Genomic DNA, 16,824 nt, shown 5'->3' with positions numbered 1-16,824 from the left:
AAGCTCCCGTTCCGTGGCAAGCAAGGTTCCGCGTCCCCTGCGGCAGCCACCGCAGGGGACGGGCTGTTACACCTTGACGTTTTCGCGAATGTTCCAGCCGTACTTGATTGGCCCGCCGTCCTTCGCGCCGTCTTCTTTCTGCGGTTGGTAGTCGACCAGCACTTGGGCGAAGTTGAGGCTGACGTTCTCCGTCAGGCGATCCTCGCCACCGCTGCCGCCGGTGCTCAGCGAGGAGACCAGAACCTCTTTCAGGGTGATCACCAGGTACTCGACCGGATTGTCGCCGCCGGCCTTGCGGATCGTCAGCTTCGCCTCGGGATAATGCTTGCCGCTGGAGCAAGCCATCATCAGGTTGGGCGACGCCTTGTCGACGTACTTGGTGAACGACAGGTCGTTGATGTTGACCTTGCCGGCACCGCCGCCACCGCCCATGTGCATCGAGCCGGACTGGGCCATGCCCCAGCTCCAGGCCAGGACGTCGATTTCGTCGGCGTGTGCCTTGTCCCTGGATTCGCCCTTGACGTCCCCGATCTTGATAAACATATCAACAGCCATCATGCCTCCTTAGTGGCTCGCGCCACTGGTTCCCTGGCGGCCGCCTCCGTGGCGGACGCTTGTCGTGATTGGTCAGGCCGCCTTCGCCGAAGGCAGCTTGGATACCAGGCGCAGCGATACCGTCAGCCCTTCCAACTGGTAGTGCGGACGCAGGAAGAACTTCGAGTTGTAGTAACCGGGGTTGCCCTCGACTTCTTCCACCACCACCTCGGCTGCGGCCAGCGGGTGCTGGGCCTTGGTGGTCTCGGTGGAGTGCGCCGGGTCGCCGTCCACGTAGTTGAGGATCCAGTCCTGCAGCCAGCGCTGCATGTCGTCCTTCTCCTTGAACGAGCCGATCTTGTCGCGAACGATGCACTTCAGGTAATGCGCGAAGCGGCAGGTGGCGAACAGGTACGGCAGACGCGCGGCCAGGTTGGCATTGGCGGTGGCGTCCGGGTCGTCGTATTCGGCCGGTTTCTGCAGCGACTGGGCGCCGATGAAGGCCGCCAGGTCGGTGTTCTTTTTGTGCAGCAGGGGCATGAAGCCGTTCTTCGCCAGCTCCGCTTCGCGGCGGTCGGAAATAGCGATCTCGGTCGGGCACTTCATGTCCACACCGCCGTCGTCGGTGGGGAAGGTGTGGGTCGGCAGGTTCGGCACTTCGCCGCCGGACTCCACGCCGCGAATCCGCGAGCACCAGCCATAGAGCTTGAAGGAGCGGTTGATGTTGACCGCCATCGCATAGGCCGAGTTGGCCCAGGTGTACTTGGAGCTGTCCGCACCGGTGGTCTCTTCCTCGAAGGCGAAGGCATCCACCGGATCGGTCTTCGCGCCGTAGGGCAGGCGAGCGAGGAAACGCGGCATGGTCAGGCCGATGTAGCGGGAGTCCTCCGACTCGCGCAGCGAGCGCCAGGCGGCGTATTCCGGCGTGGTGAAAATCTTGGTCAGGTCGCGCGGGTTGGACAGCTCCTGCCAGGAGCCCATGCCCATCACCGTGGGCGAGGCGGCGGCGATGAAGGGCGCGTGCATGGCCGCGCAGATCTTCGACATTTCGCCGAGCAGCTCCACGTCCGGCGGCGACTGGTCGAAGTAGTAGTCGCCCACCAGGCAGCCGTAGGGCTCGCCGCCGAACTGGCCGTACTCTTCCTCGTACATCTTCTTGAAGATCGGGCTCTGGTCCCAGGCGGTGCCCTTGAATTTCTTCAGCGTCTTGTGCAGCTCGCTCTTGGAGATGCTCATCACGCGAATCTTCAATTGCTCGTCGGTCTCGGTGTTGTTCACCAGGTAATGCAGGCCGCGCCAGGCGCTTTCCAGTTGCTGGAAGTCCTGGTGATGCAGGATCAGGTTGACCTGGGCGGTCAGCTTCGCGTCGATCGCGGCGATGATCGATTCGATGGAAGTGATCGCGTCATTGGAAATTAGGTCGGTGCGCGACAGCGCATGCTCGGCCAGGGTGCGAACGGCGGTTTCCACCGCCTCGCGGGCACGCTCGGTCTTGGGTTTGAACTCCTGCAGCAGCAGGCTCGCGAACTCGCTGGTCTGCTCGGTGGCGGCTTCGGGCTGCAGCGCTTCATTGCTCATCGGTTCGGCCATGGTTCAGGTCCTCCTTACGCTTGCGGCTCGGAATCGGTCGGCTTGGGTGCGCTGGCGAGTGCCTGCAGCAGCGCCGGGTCCTTGATCGCTTTCAAGATCATTTCCTCGGCGCCGGTCTTGCCATCCATGTACGTCAGCAGGTTGGCCAGCTGGGTGCGGGCTTCGAGCAACTGGTTGAGCGAGTCGACCTTGCGGGCGATGGCCGCCGGGCTGAAGTCGTCCATGCTCTCGAAGGTGATGTCCAGGCTCAGGTTGCCTTCGCCGGTGAGCGCATTCGGCACATTGAATGCCACGCGCGGCTTCATGGCCTTGAGACGGGAGTCGAAGTTGTCGACGTCGATCTCCAGGAACTTACGGTCGGCGACCGCCGGCAGCGGTTCGGCGGGTTTGCCGGCGAGGTCGGCCATGACGCCCATGACGAAGGGCAGCTGGACCTTCTTCTCCGCGCCGTAGAGTTCCACGTCGTACTCGATCTGGACGCGGGGTGCGCGGTTTCGCGCGATGAACTTCTGACTGCTGGTGCTAGCCATGTTGCTCCTCCTTGGCAGCCTCTGACGGGCTGGATTGGCGTCGGAAAAAACGGATAAGCGTCACCGCACTATTCGGAACCGGGGCCTCGCAGGTTTTCGAATTGCGAAAGTCCGTCCGGGATCAGGTTGCGCACGATGGCGGCGAAATCGGCGGTCACCAGCGTCTTGGCACGGGTCAGCAGGACGGGCACCGGGCTGGAGGGTTCGTGAGTGGCGTAGTACGCCAGGATGCGGTCGAGGTTTTTCAGCACGTCTTCCCGGCTGGTGATTTCAGCCGATGCGCGGGGCGCTGCGGGAGCGTTGCCGGCACCCTGGGGCAGCGGATCGTTCGCGGCGGATTCTGCTGCGGGCATGTCGACCGGTGCTCCATTGACGTGCGGTGCGTGCTCATTGATCAACTGCAATGCCAGGCGAAGCGACTGCTTGAGCGGCGCGAGGTCGATGCTTTCGGCCGCATCGACGCGATTGCTTACTTCGCTTTCGATGGCGGCCAAGTGGATCTGTGCCTCGGCGAGCGCCGCCCGGGTGCTTTCCAGTTCCTCGGTTTCGCTGTTCTGGAAGGCGCCGGCGACCTGTTCCAGGTTCAACGTTTCCGAGGCGAAACGCTGCAACCCAGACGCATTCAGCGCCGCTCTCAGGCTGACCGTGCCGAAGGCGCGCGAACGCACCAGGGGCGCATCGCGAAGCAGTTGCAGCAGGGTTTCGTCGGTCAGCCCGCGCAGGGCATTGAGGCGGAAGGTGGGATCGTTGTCGTCTTCGCTGTCCAGGCGGGGATGGAGGTCCTCCCAGTAACGTTCGAGCAGTTCGCGAACCAGCGCGAGGCCTTGGGTCAGGCCGGGGAAGCCATCCAGGGCGATAGCGCTTTGCACCAGGTAGTTGGCGATGCGCAGGTCCTTGCTGCGCCCGAACAGGCTCGTGGCCAAGTCGCGGACCTTGCGCCACTCAGGGGGCTCGGCGGCCAGTACGGCATCGCCCATCTGCCGCTCGGGCAAGCCCTGTGCGGCACGCTCCAGCTCGAGAAAGGAGGCATCGTATTCCAGGTCGTCGCCACAGGGCGAGTCTGCGCTGACAGCCGTAATCAACAGTGGTAAGTCCACCACAGCGGGTGATCTCCATATCAACCTGAATAAAGCTGGCGCGCCGACATCATGAACGTACGACTTAATCCGCGTCCTTCGGATTACGCTCTGGCAACACCGCTTTCAGTAAATCTGTTTGTAAGAATGAGCTAATTCTTGGCCGCGATTCGAACTTGTCAAGAAGTCTCGGATGGGCGCCCGAAGTTCAGGGGGATAGAAGATAGGTCAAATCGGAAAGAGATGTTTATTTTGTTTTGCTATATGCCTAATTCCAAAAAAGCACAACACTCATTGCTGCAATGGGCGACACTCAACGGCTTTATGAAGTTTATACTGGATGCAACTGGCTTGATATTTAATAGCCATCATTGGCGGGATGCAAGGAGCTTTAATGCCGCTGCGTTTGACCATCACCAGTTATCACAAACTCACACCGGGACAGTGTGCGGAAATGACGCTCGATCAAGGCGAGCTGAGGATAGGGCGGGGCACGGATAACGACTGGGTGCTGCCCGATCCGGAGCGTCTGGTGTCGAGCCAGCACTGCACCATCCAGTTCCGCGACGGGACCTACTACCTGACCGATACCAGCACCAACGGCGTGCTGCTGGTGAATTCGGGGGTTCGCATGCGGCGCGGCAACAGCGAACCGCTGCAGGACCGCGAGGTGCTGCGCCTGGGCGAGTACGAGATCCTGGTGCAGCTCGATGCCATGAGCCCCGGCGTGGCGACGGCCGATCCCTTCATCAGTTTCGATGCCCTCATGAGCCGGCAGACCGGCGCACCGGAAATCGCCCCGGCCGCTCAGCCGGCAGCTCCCAACGTCCCCATCAGTGCGCATTTCCAGGGACGTTCGTCCCTCGATACCAAGCCCGATCTGTTCGATTTCCTCGCCGCGCCGACGGTGCCGCCAGCTCCTCGTCCGGACCACGTCCCCGCCGACCGGCATGACTTCCGGCCGCCGGAGCCCGTGCTGCCGGAGCCGGTAGTTCCTGCGGTATCCCCTCCGCAGCCGGCGATTCCCATGGATTGGGACCCGTTCGCCGAGCTGAGCACGCCCGCATCGGGCGCTGCCGTGCCGCCGCGGCAACCGGTCGAGCCGGCTCCACTGGCCATGCCGAGCGAGCCGGTCGCGGAAATGCCAATTGCCCCCGAGCCCGAACAGAGCCCGATGCCGCCGCCGAAACCGACGCCGGTTCCGCCGCGCGCCGAGCGGAGCAGCGCTCCGACCGGCCACAGCGAGGCTCTGGAAGCCTTCCTGCGGGGCGCTGGCATGGACCAGGTGAACGTCAATCGTGACGAGGCGGCTGCGCAGATGGAGGCTATCGGCCGTAGCTACCGGCTCATGGTGGAAGGGCTGTTGGACGTGCTGCGCGCCCGTAGCAGCCTGAAGGGCGAGTTCCGCATGGCCCAGACCATGATCCGACCGGTGGAGAACAACCCGCTGAAATTCGCGCCAAACGCCGACGAGGCCATGCTGTTATTGCTGCGCCATGGCAACCAGGCCTTCATGGCGCCGGACCGGGCTATCGCGGAAAGTTTCGAAGACCTCAAGGCCCATCAACTGGCCGTCATGGCGGGCGTACAAGCGGCCATCAAACATTTGTTGAAGCGCTTCGAGCCGGCGGAACTCGAAGCGCGCCTGAATAAACCCTCCGGACTTGCTGGCTTATTGCCGGGAGGTCGGCAGGCGCAATACTGGGCATTGTTCACCGAGCTCTATGCCAATATTTCGAAGGAGGCGGAAGACGATTTTCAGGACCTGTTCGGACGCGAATTCAGTCGCGCCTACGAAGAACAAAGTCTCAGACTAAGACGCAACTAAAGAGCCACTAAAATAGTGGCACTTTGCTGGGATTCGTAAGTTTCTTACTTCTTCGGCCCCGCTTCGTTTTTGCGGTCTATTCTGATTCGGAATTAAACGTCATAGAGGACGGATACATGCCAAGGACATTATGGATAACAGTGGCTGCATTATTACTGGCCGCTTGTGCATCCGAACCTCCACCGACCCGGGTCCTGCTGCAGTTCCAGGCCTCCGCCGATCTCAATCCCTCCGCCAGCGGGCAGGCGGCCCCCGTCCGTGTCCGGCTCTACGAATTGAAGAGCGGCGCCGCGTTCAGCCGGGCCGATTACTTCTCCCTGGTCGAATCCCCACAGGCCACGCTTGCGGCCGACCTGATCGAGCAGGATGAACTGCTGATCCAGCCGGGCGACCGCCAGGAGCTGGAGCGGGCCCTGGATGCCTCGACCCGCCTGCTCGGCATCGTGGTGGCCTACCGCGACCTGGACAGCGCCGTATGGCGGCAGCTCGTCAGCATACCGGCCAATGAGGAGAGCCGGTTCGACATCACCCTCGGGGCCCGCGCCGTGAGCGCCATGCCCGCGGAAGAGAAATAGCCCGGTCGGAGTCCAACCATGTCCTGGAATAACCGAGTGGTGTGGTCCGAGGGAATGTTTCTCCGGCCCCAGCACTTTCAGCAACATGATCGTTTCCTCGAAACCCTGGTCGATGGCCGTTGCCGCAGCCTGATCGCTGGCGGCTGGGGTTTCTCCGAGCTGCGTATCGACGATGCCCTGCTGACCCAGGGCAAGCTGGCCATCGTGTCCGCCCGCGGCGTGCTGCCCGATGGCACGCCGTTCCACATACCCGGCGACGACCCGGCGCCGCCGCCGCTGGCCGTCGACGACAACCTGCGCGATGGATTGGTCTACCTGGCCCTGCCGCTCAAGCGTGCCGGGACCCGCGACACGGCGGGCGAGGGCGAGCCGCTGGGTGGCGCGCGCTATGTGAGCCAGGTCCGCGAGGTGCGTGACGACAACGCACCGTTCGAGAGCCGCGCACCGGTAGCGGTGGGCTCCCGTGCCTTCCGTCTGCTCACCGAGCGGGATGGCCTCGGCGAATACGCCTGCGTGGGCGTGGTACGGGTGGTGGAGAAGCGCAACGACGGCGCCCTGCAACTGGACGAAACCTACATTCCGCCGTTGCTGGACGTCGCCGCGTCGCACACCTTGTCCGGCTTTCGCAGCGAACTGCAGGGACTGCTGCATCAACGCGGCGAGGCACTGGCCGGTCGAGTGGTGGCCTCGGGTGCCGGCGGTGCCTCGGAAATCGCCGACTTCCTCCTGCTGCAACTGGTCAACCGCGCCGAGCCCTTACTCGCCCATCTGGCCCGGCTCAGCCCGCTGCACCCGGAGTCCTTGTACCGCGAGCTGGTCGCGCTGGCCGGGGAGTTCTGCACCTTTTCCTCCACTGCGCGCCGGCCGGCCGATTATCCGGCCTACCAGCACGATGACCTTGACGCCACCTTCGCCCCGGTGATGCTTGCGTTGCGCCAAGCCTTGTCGATGGTGATCGACAGCCGCGCCATCCCGATTCCCATCGTCGAGAAGTCCTACGGCGTACACGTGGCGATGCTGCCGGACCGAACGCTCATCGATGCCGCCAGCTTCGTCCTGGTGGTGCGTGCCGATGTGCCGGCCGAGCACCTGCGCAGCCTGTTCCCGCAGCAGGCGAAAGTAGGGTCGGTGGAGCACATCCGCGATCTGGTCAACCTGCAACTGCCGGGCATCGCGCTGCTGCCGATGCCCGTTGCGCCAAGGCAAATTCCCTATCACGCCGGCTCCACCTACTTCGAACTGGATCGCGGTAGCGACCACTGGAAGCAACTGACCCATTCGGGTGGTTTCGCCTTCCACGTCGCCGGCCAGTTCCCCGGCCTGAACCTGGCCTTCTGGGCCATTCGAGGATAATTCGATGCATCCGATAGAAGACCCTTTCGGCGGAGCGCCTGTCGGCAGCGGTTCCGGGGGGGCCAGCGACCGCACCATGATCATGCCCCGGCCCGGCGGACGAGGCCCCGACCCGCAGCCGGCACGCCCGGATGCCGGTCCGGCCCCGCAGATGCCCAGCGCACCGCTGACCCATGTCCGCGGCCAGGGCCTCAACCCATTGGAGCGCGCGGCCGGCCCGTTGCTGGCCTTGCTGACCCGCTTGCGCAGGACGCTGTCCCACCCGATGCCTGCCAGCCTGCGGGCCCAATTGCTGGCCTACCTGCGGCAGTTCGAGGAGCAGGCCCGCGAGGCGGGTGTGCCGCAGGATGAAGTGATGCTCAGCCGTTACGTGCTGTGCACGGCATTGGACGAAGCCGTGCTCAGCACGCCGTGGGGTAGCAGCAGCGAATGGGGCAAGCAAAGCCTGCTGATCACCCTGCACAACGAGGCCTGGGGCGGTGAGAAGGTCTTCCAGTTGCTCGAACATTGCCTGCAGAACCCCCGTCAGCGCCTGCATCTGCTGGAGTTGCTGTACCTGTGCCTGTGCCTGGGCTTCGAAGGCCGCTACCGGGTAATGAACGATGGCCGCAGCCAGCTCGAAGCGCTGCGTGAGCGCACCGGCGCGACGATCCGCACCGTGCGTGGCGAAATCGAGCGCGAGCTGTCGCCGCACTGGCGCGGCCTGACGGTGGTCCGCGACCGCCTCACCCAGTACCTGCCGCCCTGGGTCGGGTTTGCCGTCTGCGCCGCGCTGCTGCTGTTGCTCCTGCTCGGCCTGCGCCTGAAGCTGGCCTCGGATGCCGAGCCGGTGTTCAAGAACATCCATGCCCTGGGCGAAATCCCGGTGCAGACCATCGACCGCCCCCCGGTGCAGCCCAAGCTCATCGAACGGCCGCGCCTGGCGCGCTTCCTCGCCGAGGACATCAAGGCCCAGCGGGTCGCGGTGGAGGACGCTGTGGACCGCTCGGTGGTGACCATCCGCGGCGACGAGCTGTTCGCCTCCGGCAGCGCGTCGATCTCCGACGACCTGCAACCCTTGCTGCTGCGCATCGCCGATGCCATCCGCAAGGTCAACGGCGAGGTCCTGGTGGCCGGCCACAGCGACAACCGCCCGATCAAGACCTTGCGCTATCCGTCGAACTGGAAGCTTTCTCAGGACCGCGCCCAGCAGGTGCTTGACATCCTCGCCGCGCGCACCGGCCAGCCCGCACGCTTCACCGCCGAAGGCCGCAGCGATACCGAACCGGTGGCATCCAACGACACCAGCGAAGGACGGGCGCGTAACCGTCGGGTCGAAATCACGGTTTTCGCGGAGGGTGCGCAGTGAAGGCGTTCTTCAATTTCTTCGTCCGCTGGGTGGTGCCGGTACTCGGCCTGATCGCCCTCAGTCTGGTCATCTGGTTCCTCGGGCCATTGATCGCCTTCGGCGAGTACGAACCCCTGGCATCGGCCACGGCACGCTGGGTGCTGATCGCCCTGGTGTTCGCTATCTGGATCGGTTTTCGCGTGCTGCGCGTCATCCAGGCGCGGCGCAACGCGGCGAAAGTCATGCAGGGCCTGGTGGCGGTGGCGCCGGATGCAACCAGCGTCGCCACCGCCGAAGAACTGGCGACCCTCAAGCAGCGCATGGACGAGGCGCTGGCCCTGCTCAAGCGGGCCAAGCTGGGCGGCAACGAACGGCGCAACCTCTATGAACTGCCCTGGTACGTCATCATCGGCCCGCCGGGTTCGGGCAAGACCACCGCGCTGATCAACTCCGGGCTGAACTTCCCGCTGGCGGCGCAGATGGGCAGCGGCGCCATCCGCGGGGTCGGGGGCACGCGCAACTGCGACTGGTGGTTCACCGACGAAGCCGTGCTGCTCGACACCGCCGGCCGCTACACCACCCAGGACAGCCACGCGGCGGTGGACAAGGCGGCTTGGCTGGGCTTCCTCGATCTGCTGCGCAACCAGCGCAAGCGCCGGCCCATCGATGGTGCTTTCATTGCCATCAGCCTGTCCGACCTGCTGCTCGGCAGCGACGCGGAGCGTGCCGCCCACGCCCAGGCCATCCGTGCCCGGGTGCAGGAGCTGTACACCCAGCTCGGGGTGCGCTTCCCGATCTACGTCATGCTCACCAAGCTCGACCTGGTGCCGGGCTTCATGGAGTTTTTCGACAACCTGAACAAAGAGGACCGCGCCCAGGTCTGGGGCACCACCTTCGCCCTCGACGACGGTAAGAGTGCGCAGGGCCCCCTGGCTACGTTCCCGGTGGAGTTTGCCGCCCTCGAACAGCGCCTCACCGAGCGCCTGGTGGAGCGTCTTCAACAGGAGCGGGACCCGGCGCGGCGCGACCTGATCTATGGCTTTCCGCAACAGTTCGCAGCGATCCGCGACAACCTGACCAGCTTCCTCGAGGCGGTGTTCAAGCCGAACCCTTACGAGGAGCGGCCACTGCTGCGCGGCGTGTACTTCACCAGCGGCACCCAGGAAGGCAGCCCGATCGACCGGCTGATCGGTGCCATGGCGCAGAGCATGAACCTCGACCGCCAGCACCTGGCACGGCAGACCGGCACTGGGCGCAGCTATTTCATCGAACGGCTGTTCCGCGACGTGGCGTTCGGCGAACGCGGGCTGGTCGGTACCAACCCGAAGGTGGAGCGCCGACGCAAGTGGATCACGCGCGGCGCCCTGGCGGCGACGGCGGTGTTGTTTCTCGGCGTCTGCCTGGTGTGGATTGCCAGCTACCGGGCCAACCAGAACTACATCGCGGCTGTCGATGGACGGGTCCAGCCACTCAAGGATCAGGTCGAAGCCATCAGTCCGGCGCAGCGTGACGTACTGGCGGTACTGCCGGTACTCAACGCGGTCCGCAACGTAGCCGCCAATCCGCCGTCCTGGGCGGAGGGTTACGGTCTGTTCCAGGGCGATATGCTCGGTGCCGAGGCCAGCAGCGTTTACCGCAAGTTGCTGATCGCGGTACTCGCGCCACGCCTGCTGACCCGTATCGAGGAGCAATTACGCAACGGCGGCAATTCCGACTTCCTCTACGAAGGGCTGAAGGCCTACCTGATGCTGGCTAGCGCCGAGCATTACGACCCGGACTTCATCAAGGCCTGGATCAACCTCGACTGGGACCACAGCCTGCCCCGCGATCTCGCACCCGGGCAGCGCCAGGCCCTGGGCGAGCATCTGGATGCGTTGTTCGAGCGCAAGCCGCCGCCGGCCCGCCTGGATGAAGCGCTGATTGCCGATCTGCGCCGGCAGTTGCAGCAAATGTCCGTAGCGCAGCGGGTCTACAACCGGGTGAAGCGGCAGAAGTTGCCGGAAGGCGTGAAGGACTTCCGCATCAGCGAAGCCGCCGGCCGCGATGCGCCGCTGGTATTCGCGCGCAAGAGCGGGCGGCCGCTGAACGATCCGCTGAGTGGCTTCTTCACTCAGCGCGGCTACCGCGAAGGCTTCCTCGCAGCCAGCCTGACTCAATCCGGAGCCCTGGCTGAAGAGCAGTGGGTGCTTGGCCGCACTCTGGAGGACAACCAGGATGTCGCCAGCCTGGCGGTGGACGTGCGCCAGTTGTACTTCCAGGATTACCTGAACCACTGGGAGGCGCTGCTTGCCGACCTGGATTTCGTGCCCATCACCAACGTGGCCCAGGCCGCCGACGTGTTGCGGGTGCTCTCCGGGCCGAACTCGCCGCTGAAAAAGCTGCTCGTGGCGGTGGCCAAGGAAACCGACCTGCAACAGGAGGAACGCCTGCTGGCCCAGAAAGCCAAAGAGGGCGGCACTGTGGACAAGCTCAAGCAGCAGCTCGGCTCGCTGGTGGGGCAGTCCGGCTCCGGCGAGAGCCGCCCGGCAACGGTGGAAGACCCGATCAGCGCGCGCTTCGCCGAGCTGAACAGCCTGGTGGCGAAAGAGGGAGACGAGCAGGCGCCGATCGACAGCCTGCTGGCCGACCTCAACGAACTCTACGTACAGGTCAGCGGCATGAGCGGTGCCAGCGGCGAGGCGCTGCTCGGCGAGGCGAAGAACCAGGCGTCGGCCGCCGCTAACCGGGTCGCCCTCAACGCCGAGCGTCAGCCGCCGGTGGTGCAGAATCTGGTCAAGTCCGTGGTCAGCGCTACCACGAACAGCATGATGGGCGGCATTCGCAACCAACTGAACGCCGCCTGGCTCAGCGAAGTGGTGAGCGTCTACCGCCAGTCCCTGGCTGGCCGCTATCCGCTCGATCGGAGCAGCAGCCGCGACGCGACCCTGGAGGATTTCGGGCACTTCTTTGGCGTCGGCGGTGTGCTCGACAGCTACTTCCGCAAGTACCTGCAACCCTACGTCGATACCTCCGCCAGCACCTGGCGCTGGCAGCCGGGGGCGGCGGAGAAGCTCGGTATCGGCTCCGGCGTGTTGCAGACCTTCCAGCGCGCGGCGAACATCCGCGACGCCTTTTTCCGGGCGGGCGGCACCCAGCCGACGGTGCGCTTCGAACTCAAGCCGGTGACCATGGACGCCTCGGTCAACCAGTTCATGCTCGACCTAGACGGCCAGCAGCTCAGCTACGACCACGGACCGAGCAGGCCGGTGGCGATGCAGTGGCCCAGCCCCAACGCCCTGGGCATGGTCCGCGTCTCCGTCACACCGCCCACCAGCAGCGGACGCTCAGGGATGACCGTGGAAGGTCCCTGGGCCTGGTTCCGTCTGCTGGAACAGTCCGACCTGACCCAGGGCAGCTCGCCGGATCGTTTCACCCTGCGCATGCGCGTCGACAATGCCAGCATCTCCTACGAGCTACGTGCCAGCAGCGCATTCAACCCGTTCCGCAGCCGTGTGGTGTCCGGCTTCAGTTTGCCGGAGCGCCTATGACGACACCCGGTTTCTACGGAAAGCTGGCAGGGCGCGGCGACTTCATGCACCGCGACCTGCCACCGGCCTTCATCGAGGCGTGGGACGCCTGGCTGGCGGCGGGCATGGCAGCGAGCCAGGCGGAGCTCGGCGCCGGCTGGCTGGATGCCTATCTGGTCAGTCCGCTCTGGCGTTTCGCCGTGGCGCCGGGCCTGCTCGGCAGCGAGGCGGTCACCGGCGTGATGATGCCCAGCATCGACCGGGTCGGGCGCTACTTTCCACTGACCATCGCCGTGATGTTGCCGGCGGACAGCGACCTGTCGGCCTTGGTGAGCGGGACGGACGACTGGTACGAGCGGGCCGAGGCGCTATTGCTCTCGACCCTGGGCGACGAGGCAGACGTCGAGGCGTTCGAGGCGGCGGTGACGCGTCTCGGCACGCCGTCCTGTGCTGCCGGACCCACCTGGCGGGAGGGGCGGGACGGTCATTGGCAGGTCGCCGCCGCCACGCCCCAGACGCGCGGCGCCGCGCTGGGCCAACTGGCCTGCGAGGGCGCGAGTTTCTGGTGGGGCAAGGGGTCCGAGCGGGTACCCGCCGGCCTGCTGCGTTACCGGGGCTTGCCGGGGCCGCAGAGTTTCGTGGGATTTCTGGTGGGAGAGAGCGGCCAGCCGTCCGTCCCGGAAAGCATTCAGTCCGAATTTGGAATTCTTTGATGGTCCCGATATCCATCGATCATTACGAATCCGCCAGCCACACCCATGTCGGCATGGTGCGTCAGGTCAACGAAGATGCCTGCCTGGACGCGACGGACGCCGGCCTGTGGGTGGTGGCCGATGGCATGGGTGGCCACGCGGCCGGCGATTTCGTCAGCAGCCTGATCGTCGACACCCTGCGCGGCATTCCGCCCGAGCAGGACTTGGAAGGCTACGTCCAGGCCCTGCGGGTTGCCCTGGAGCAGATCAACGCTGCGGTGCGCGACGAGGCCGTGCGACGCGGCGTGAGCATGATGGGCAGCACCCTGGTCCTGCTCGCCGCCCGAGGTTCCCGCGCCATCTGCCTGTGGGCCGGCGACAGCCGCATGTACCGCCTGCGTGGCGGCCAGTTGGATGCCATCACCCACGACCACAGCTACGTCCAGGAGCTGGTGGACAGCACCCTGCTCAGCGAAGCCGAGGCCCGCAGCCATCCGCTGGCCAACATCGTCACCCGGGCGGTGGGGGCCCAGGAGCAACTGGAGCTGGCCAGCGTCGAGCTGGATGTGCTGCCCGATGACTGTTTCCTGCTATGCAGCGACGGCTTGAACAAGACCGTCGAGGATGACGAGCTGCGCGAAGTGCTGGGCTACGCAGCGCCCTACGAAATGGTTCGCAGCCTGGTCCACCTGGGATTGACCCGGGGGGCGCCAGACAACATCACGGCGGTGGTCGTCAAGGCCTGTTGACGGAAGTAGCGAGCATGGACATAGAGATTCCGGGGTACCAGATCGAGCGCGAGCTTGGCGACGGCGCGATGGCCACGGTCTACCTGGCGACCCAGCGCTCGCTGGAGCGCAAGGTGGCGCTGAAGGTCATGGCGGCGGCGCTGGCGGCCGACCCGAGCTTCTGCGAGCGCTTCCTGCGCGAAGGCAAGACCCTGGCGCGTCTCAGTCATCCGCACACCGTCACCATCCATGACATTGGCAACGTCGGCCATCACTACTACATGGCCATGGAGTACCTGCCCAACGGCACCCTCAAGGACCGCATCGCCGAAGGCGTAAGCCCGGAGCAGGGCATCCTCTGGCTGCGCCAGATCGCCTCGGCGCTCGGTTATGCTCATGCCCAGGGCCTGGTCCACCGTGACGTGAAGCCGGCCAACATCCTGTTCCGCGCCAACGGTTCGGCGGTGCTTTCGGACTTCGGCATCGCCAAGTCGCTGGAAGACCGCACCCAGTTCACCCAGGCCGGCTTCGCCGTCGGCACACCCAGCTACATGAGTCCGGAGCAGGCGCGCGGCCAGCAGGTCGATGGCCGTGCCGATCTCTACGCCCTCGGCGTGGTGCTTTACGAAATCCTCACCGGCAAGCTGCCCTACAGCGGCAGCGACTCGCTTTCCACCGCGCTGGCCCACCTCACCGAGCCGCTGCCCGAGCTGCCCATCGAGCAGGGTCGCTACCAGGGCATCCTGCGCAAGCTGCTGGCCAAGGACCCCGCCGACCGTTTCCCCAACGCCGACGCTCTGATCGCGGCGCTGGACGGGCTGAACGCCAGCGTACCGGTGGACGACAACCAGGCTACCCAGGTCCGCCCGGTCGATCTGTCGGCGCTTTCGGCGGCTGTACAGGCAGAGCCGGTCAGCGTGACGCCGGCGCTGGATACCGCCGTGCCGCATCCCACCGTGGCCGAGTTGCGTGTACCGGACCCTGCGGCCAACCGTGACGACGGCCCACGCAAACCCTGGATGGCGCTGTTCGCACTGGCGCTGCTCGTCGTCGTGGTCACGGGCGGGGTGGGCTACTGGTTCCTGCGTCCGGATGCGCCGCCGCAGCCGGATATCGCCCAGACCGACGATACGCGCGAGCCTGTAACGGACCCGAGCCGCGAGACTCCTGATCGAGCGGTCGATGAGACGCAACCGCCAGAGGACGTCGCCGTGGTCGGCAATGGCGGCGATCGGCCGCTGCTCATGGCTGGGAAGAAGACCCTGTTCCAGCGTGTGCTGAGCAAGCCCGAGGCACGTTTCGCCCGCGAGCCAGGCGCGCCGGCCGAGGGAGCGGCAATCCCGGCGTTCTCGGTGTTCTACGTCTATCGGCGCCAGGAAGTCGACGGCCGCCCGTGGGTCGAGGTCGGGGCTTCCAGCGACGGCCAGCGCGACGGCTGGCTGCCGGCCGAACAGGTCAGCGACTGGAAGCAGAGCCTGGTGTTGAAGTTCACCGAGCGCTCCGGGCGTTCGCCGGTGATGTTCCTGCAGGATGCCGCCACGGTGGAACGCCTGCTCGCCGATCCGGCGCTGGCGCGCGACACCTTGCACAAGGCGCGTTTCGAGCAGGCCGATCCGCAGGTCGTGGCGCTGGAGCCCGGCGATACGGCCGTTCCCCAGGAGGCTTTTTACCTGCTGCCGATCTTCGAATCGCGGGAGAGCTTCGACGCCAGCGGCCAGCCCGTGCAACTGCTCAACGTGGCTTCCATCGATCCCGGCGACACGCCGCAGGTCCGAGGCGAGGGCCGTGCGACGGTAGCCGGCGGCGGCGACAGCTTCCGCACCGGCATCGTGCTGGTGGTGGATACCTCGGTTTCGATGCAGCCCTACATCGACCGGGTCAACCGGGTGGTGCAGGGCTTGCAGCAACAGATCGCCAGCCAGGGTGACCTGGACAACGTGAGCTTCGGCTTGGTCGGTTTCCGCAGCAACGTGGAAAAGACGCCGGGTCTGGAATACGTGGCAAAGACCCTGGTCAGCCTGGAAGAGGGACGCAATCCTCAGCGTTTCGCCGAGCTGGCCAGTCAGGTGAAAGCCACCGACGTTTCCAGCCACGCCTTCAACGAAGATGCCTTCGCCGGCGTGATGGAGGCAGTGGAAAACATGGACTGGTCGCCTTACGCCGGGCGCATGATTCTACTGATCACCGACGCCGGCGCCCTACGCAAGAACGATCCGCTGGGCCGCACCCAGATGAACGAGGCGGAAGTGCGCGAAGCCGCCCAGGCCAAGCAGATCCGCATCTTCGCCCTGCACTTGCGTACCCCGGCCGGGCGCAACAACCACGGTTTCGCCGAGCAGCAGTACCGCAGCCTGACCGCCGACCCCAACCCGCAGATCGCCGACCTCTACGTGCCGGTGGCGGACGGTGGGGTGGATCGCTTCGGCGATACCGTCGCCGAAATCGGCTCGGTGATCGCCAACCTCGTCCACGAGGCCGGCAACGACCGCTTGCCCAGCCTGCCACCGCTGCATGACGGGGCCAGCGTCGCGGCCAAGACCACCGCCGTGGGCTACGCCATGCACATGGACTTCCTCGGCCGCCGCTCCGCCACCCGAGCGCCGCAACTGGTCACCGCCTGGACCGCCGACCGCGACCTGACCAATCCGTCGCTGCCGGCCTTCCAGGTCTGCGTGCTGTTGAGCAAGCTGCAACTCAACGAGCTGCAGCAGTCGCTGAAGCTGATCGTCGAAGCCGCACGCCGCACCCAGACCTCGCCGAAGGACTTCTTCCAGGAGATCGCCAGCGCCAGCGCCCACATGAGTCGCGACCCGACCCGACTGACCCGTGGCAGCAACCTGCTGCAGAGCGGCGTACTCGGCGAATACCTGGAAGGGCTGCCGTACCGCAGCAAGTCGCTGAACATGACCCAGGAACTCTGGCTCTCGCTCAGCGTGGCGGAGCAGGAAGACTTCATCGACGAATTGGAATCGAAGATCCGCCTGTACGAAACCTTCCACAACGACATCGCCAACTGGGTGCGTTTCGGCGATGCCCAACCCGGCGACGCGCTGTACCGCGTGCCGCTGGCGACGCTGCCGTGAGG

General features: G+C 65.4%; 12 protein-coding genes. 8 read left to right on the top strand and 4 right to left on the bottom strand.

All coding sequences use genetic code 11. The features are described 5' to 3' along the window. Nucleotides 1–66 precede the first annotated feature (66 nt). From BZL41_RS13900 to tssA, 4 genes are all read right to left on the bottom strand, one after another. Nucleotides 67–555, bottom strand: coding sequence for a type VI secretion system tube protein Hcp (locus tag BZL41_RS13900; protein ID WP_084335099.1), 489 nt, complete (start codon nucleotides 553–555; stop codon nucleotides 67–69). A gap of 72 nt (nucleotides 556–627) precedes the next feature. Then, a complete protein-coding gene (gene tssC, locus BZL41_RS13895; RefSeq protein ID WP_095599843.1) occupies nucleotides 628–2,124 on the bottom strand; it encodes a type VI secretion system contractile sheath large subunit in 1,497 nt (498 codons plus the stop codon). A 14-nt stretch (nucleotides 2,125–2,138) separates the two neighbouring features. Then, on the bottom strand, nucleotides 2,139–2,654 hold the full coding sequence (gene tssB / locus BZL41_RS13890; protein WP_084335095.1) for a type VI secretion system contractile sheath small subunit: 516 nt from the start codon (nucleotides 2,652–2,654) through the stop codon (nucleotides 2,139–2,141). Between the two features lie 68 nt (nucleotides 2,655–2,722). Further along, nucleotides 2,723–3,754, bottom strand: coding sequence for a type VI secretion system protein TssA (gene tssA, locus BZL41_RS13885; protein WP_095599842.1), 1,032 nt, complete (start codon nucleotides 3,752–3,754; stop codon nucleotides 2,723–2,725). A gap of 370 nt (nucleotides 3,755–4,124) precedes the next feature. On the opposite strand from tssA, the gene tagH reads away from it, so the two are divergent. The 8 genes from tagH (at nucleotide 4,125) to BZL41_RS13845 (ending at nucleotide 16,822) form a co-directional block, all read left to right on the top strand. Next, nucleotides 4,125–5,558: a type VI secretion system-associated FHA domain protein TagH gene (tagH, locus tag BZL41_RS13880; RefSeq protein ID WP_095599841.1), complete on the top strand. Its 1,434-nt coding sequence runs from the start codon at nucleotides 4,125–4,127 to the stop codon at nucleotides 5,556–5,558. Nucleotides 5,559–5,674: 116 nt separating this feature from the next. Then, on the top strand, nucleotides 5,675–6,133 hold the full coding sequence (gene tssJ, locus BZL41_RS13875) for a type VI secretion system lipoprotein TssJ (RefSeq protein ID WP_095599840.1): 459 nt from the start codon (nucleotides 5,675–5,677) through the stop codon (nucleotides 6,131–6,133). Between the two features lie 18 nt (nucleotides 6,134–6,151). Further along, nucleotides 6,152–7,486 (top strand): type VI secretion system baseplate subunit TssK, encoded by a 1,335-nt coding sequence (tssK, locus tag BZL41_RS13870; RefSeq protein WP_095599839.1) that lies wholly within the window; start codon nucleotides 6,152–6,154, stop codon nucleotides 7,484–7,486. 4 nt (nucleotides 7,487–7,490) lie between these two features. Then, the gene (locus BZL41_RS13865) at nucleotides 7,491–8,834 is read left to right on the top strand and encodes a DotU family type VI secretion system protein (RefSeq protein ID WP_095599838.1); all 1,344 of its coding nucleotides are present in this window, start codon (nucleotides 7,491–7,493) and stop codon (nucleotides 8,832–8,834) included. Further along, nucleotides 8,831–12,340 (top strand): type VI secretion system membrane subunit TssM, encoded by a 3,510-nt coding sequence (tssM, locus tag BZL41_RS13860; protein WP_095599837.1) that lies wholly within the window; start codon nucleotides 8,831–8,833, stop codon nucleotides 12,338–12,340. Before BZL41_RS13865 ends, tssM begins: the two co-directional genes overlap by 4 nt. Further along, nucleotides 12,337–13,032 (top strand): type VI secretion system-associated protein TagF, encoded by a 696-nt coding sequence (gene tagF, locus BZL41_RS13855; protein WP_095599836.1) that lies wholly within the window; start codon nucleotides 12,337–12,339, stop codon nucleotides 13,030–13,032. Before tssM ends, tagF begins: the two co-directional genes overlap by 4 nt. Continuing rightward, a complete protein-coding gene (locus BZL41_RS13850; protein ID WP_095599835.1) occupies nucleotides 13,032–13,760 on the top strand; it encodes a PP2C family serine/threonine-protein phosphatase in 729 nt (242 codons plus the stop codon). The genes tagF and BZL41_RS13850 overlap by 1 nt, the downstream gene beginning before the upstream one ends. Nucleotides 13,761–13,774: 14 nt before the next feature. Further along, complete coding sequence (locus BZL41_RS13845) at nucleotides 13,775–16,822, top strand: serine/threonine-protein kinase (protein WP_095599834.1); 3,048 nt, start codon at nucleotides 13,775–13,777, stop codon at nucleotides 16,820–16,822. The last annotated feature ends 2 nt before the right edge of the window (nucleotides 16,823–16,824 follow it).

The sequence above is a fragment of the Pseudomonas sp. PIC25 genome (assembly GCF_002286785.1).
Taxonomy (GTDB): domain Bacteria; phylum Pseudomonadota; class Gammaproteobacteria; order Pseudomonadales; family Pseudomonadaceae; genus Pseudomonas_M.
This window is presented reverse-complemented; position numbering and strand designations above follow the sequence as displayed.

Coding starts and splice junctions, on each gene's coding strand:
- BZL41_RS13845 (WP_095599834.1), top strand. CDS start 13,775: ATGGACATAGAGATTCCGGGGTACCAGATCGAGCGCGAGCTTGGCGAC.
- tagF (WP_095599836.1), top strand. CDS start 12,337: ATGACGACACCCGGTTTCTACGGAAAGCTGGCAGGGCGCGGCGACTTC.
- tssJ (WP_095599840.1), top strand. CDS start 5,675: ATGCCAAGGACATTATGGATAACAGTGGCTGCATTATTACTGGCCGCT.
- tagH (WP_095599841.1), top strand. CDS start 4,125: ATGCCGCTGCGTTTGACCATCACCAGTTATCACAAACTCACACCGGGA.
- tssB (WP_084335095.1), bottom strand. CDS start 2,654: ATGGCTAGCACCAGCAGTCAGAAGTTCATCGCGCGAAACCGCGCACCC.
- BZL41_RS13900 (WP_084335099.1), bottom strand. CDS start 555: ATGGCTGTTGATATGTTTATCAAGATCGGGGACGTCAAGGGCGAATCC.
- tssK (WP_095599839.1), top strand. CDS start 6,152: ATGTCCTGGAATAACCGAGTGGTGTGGTCCGAGGGAATGTTTCTCCGG.
- tssC (WP_095599843.1), bottom strand. CDS start 2,124: ATGGCCGAACCGATGAGCAATGAAGCGCTGCAGCCCGAAGCCGCCACC.
- BZL41_RS13850 (WP_095599835.1), top strand. CDS start 13,032: ATGGTCCCGATATCCATCGATCATTACGAATCCGCCAGCCACACCCAT.
- BZL41_RS13865 (WP_095599838.1), top strand. CDS start 7,491: ATGCATCCGATAGAAGACCCTTTCGGCGGAGCGCCTGTCGGCAGCGGT.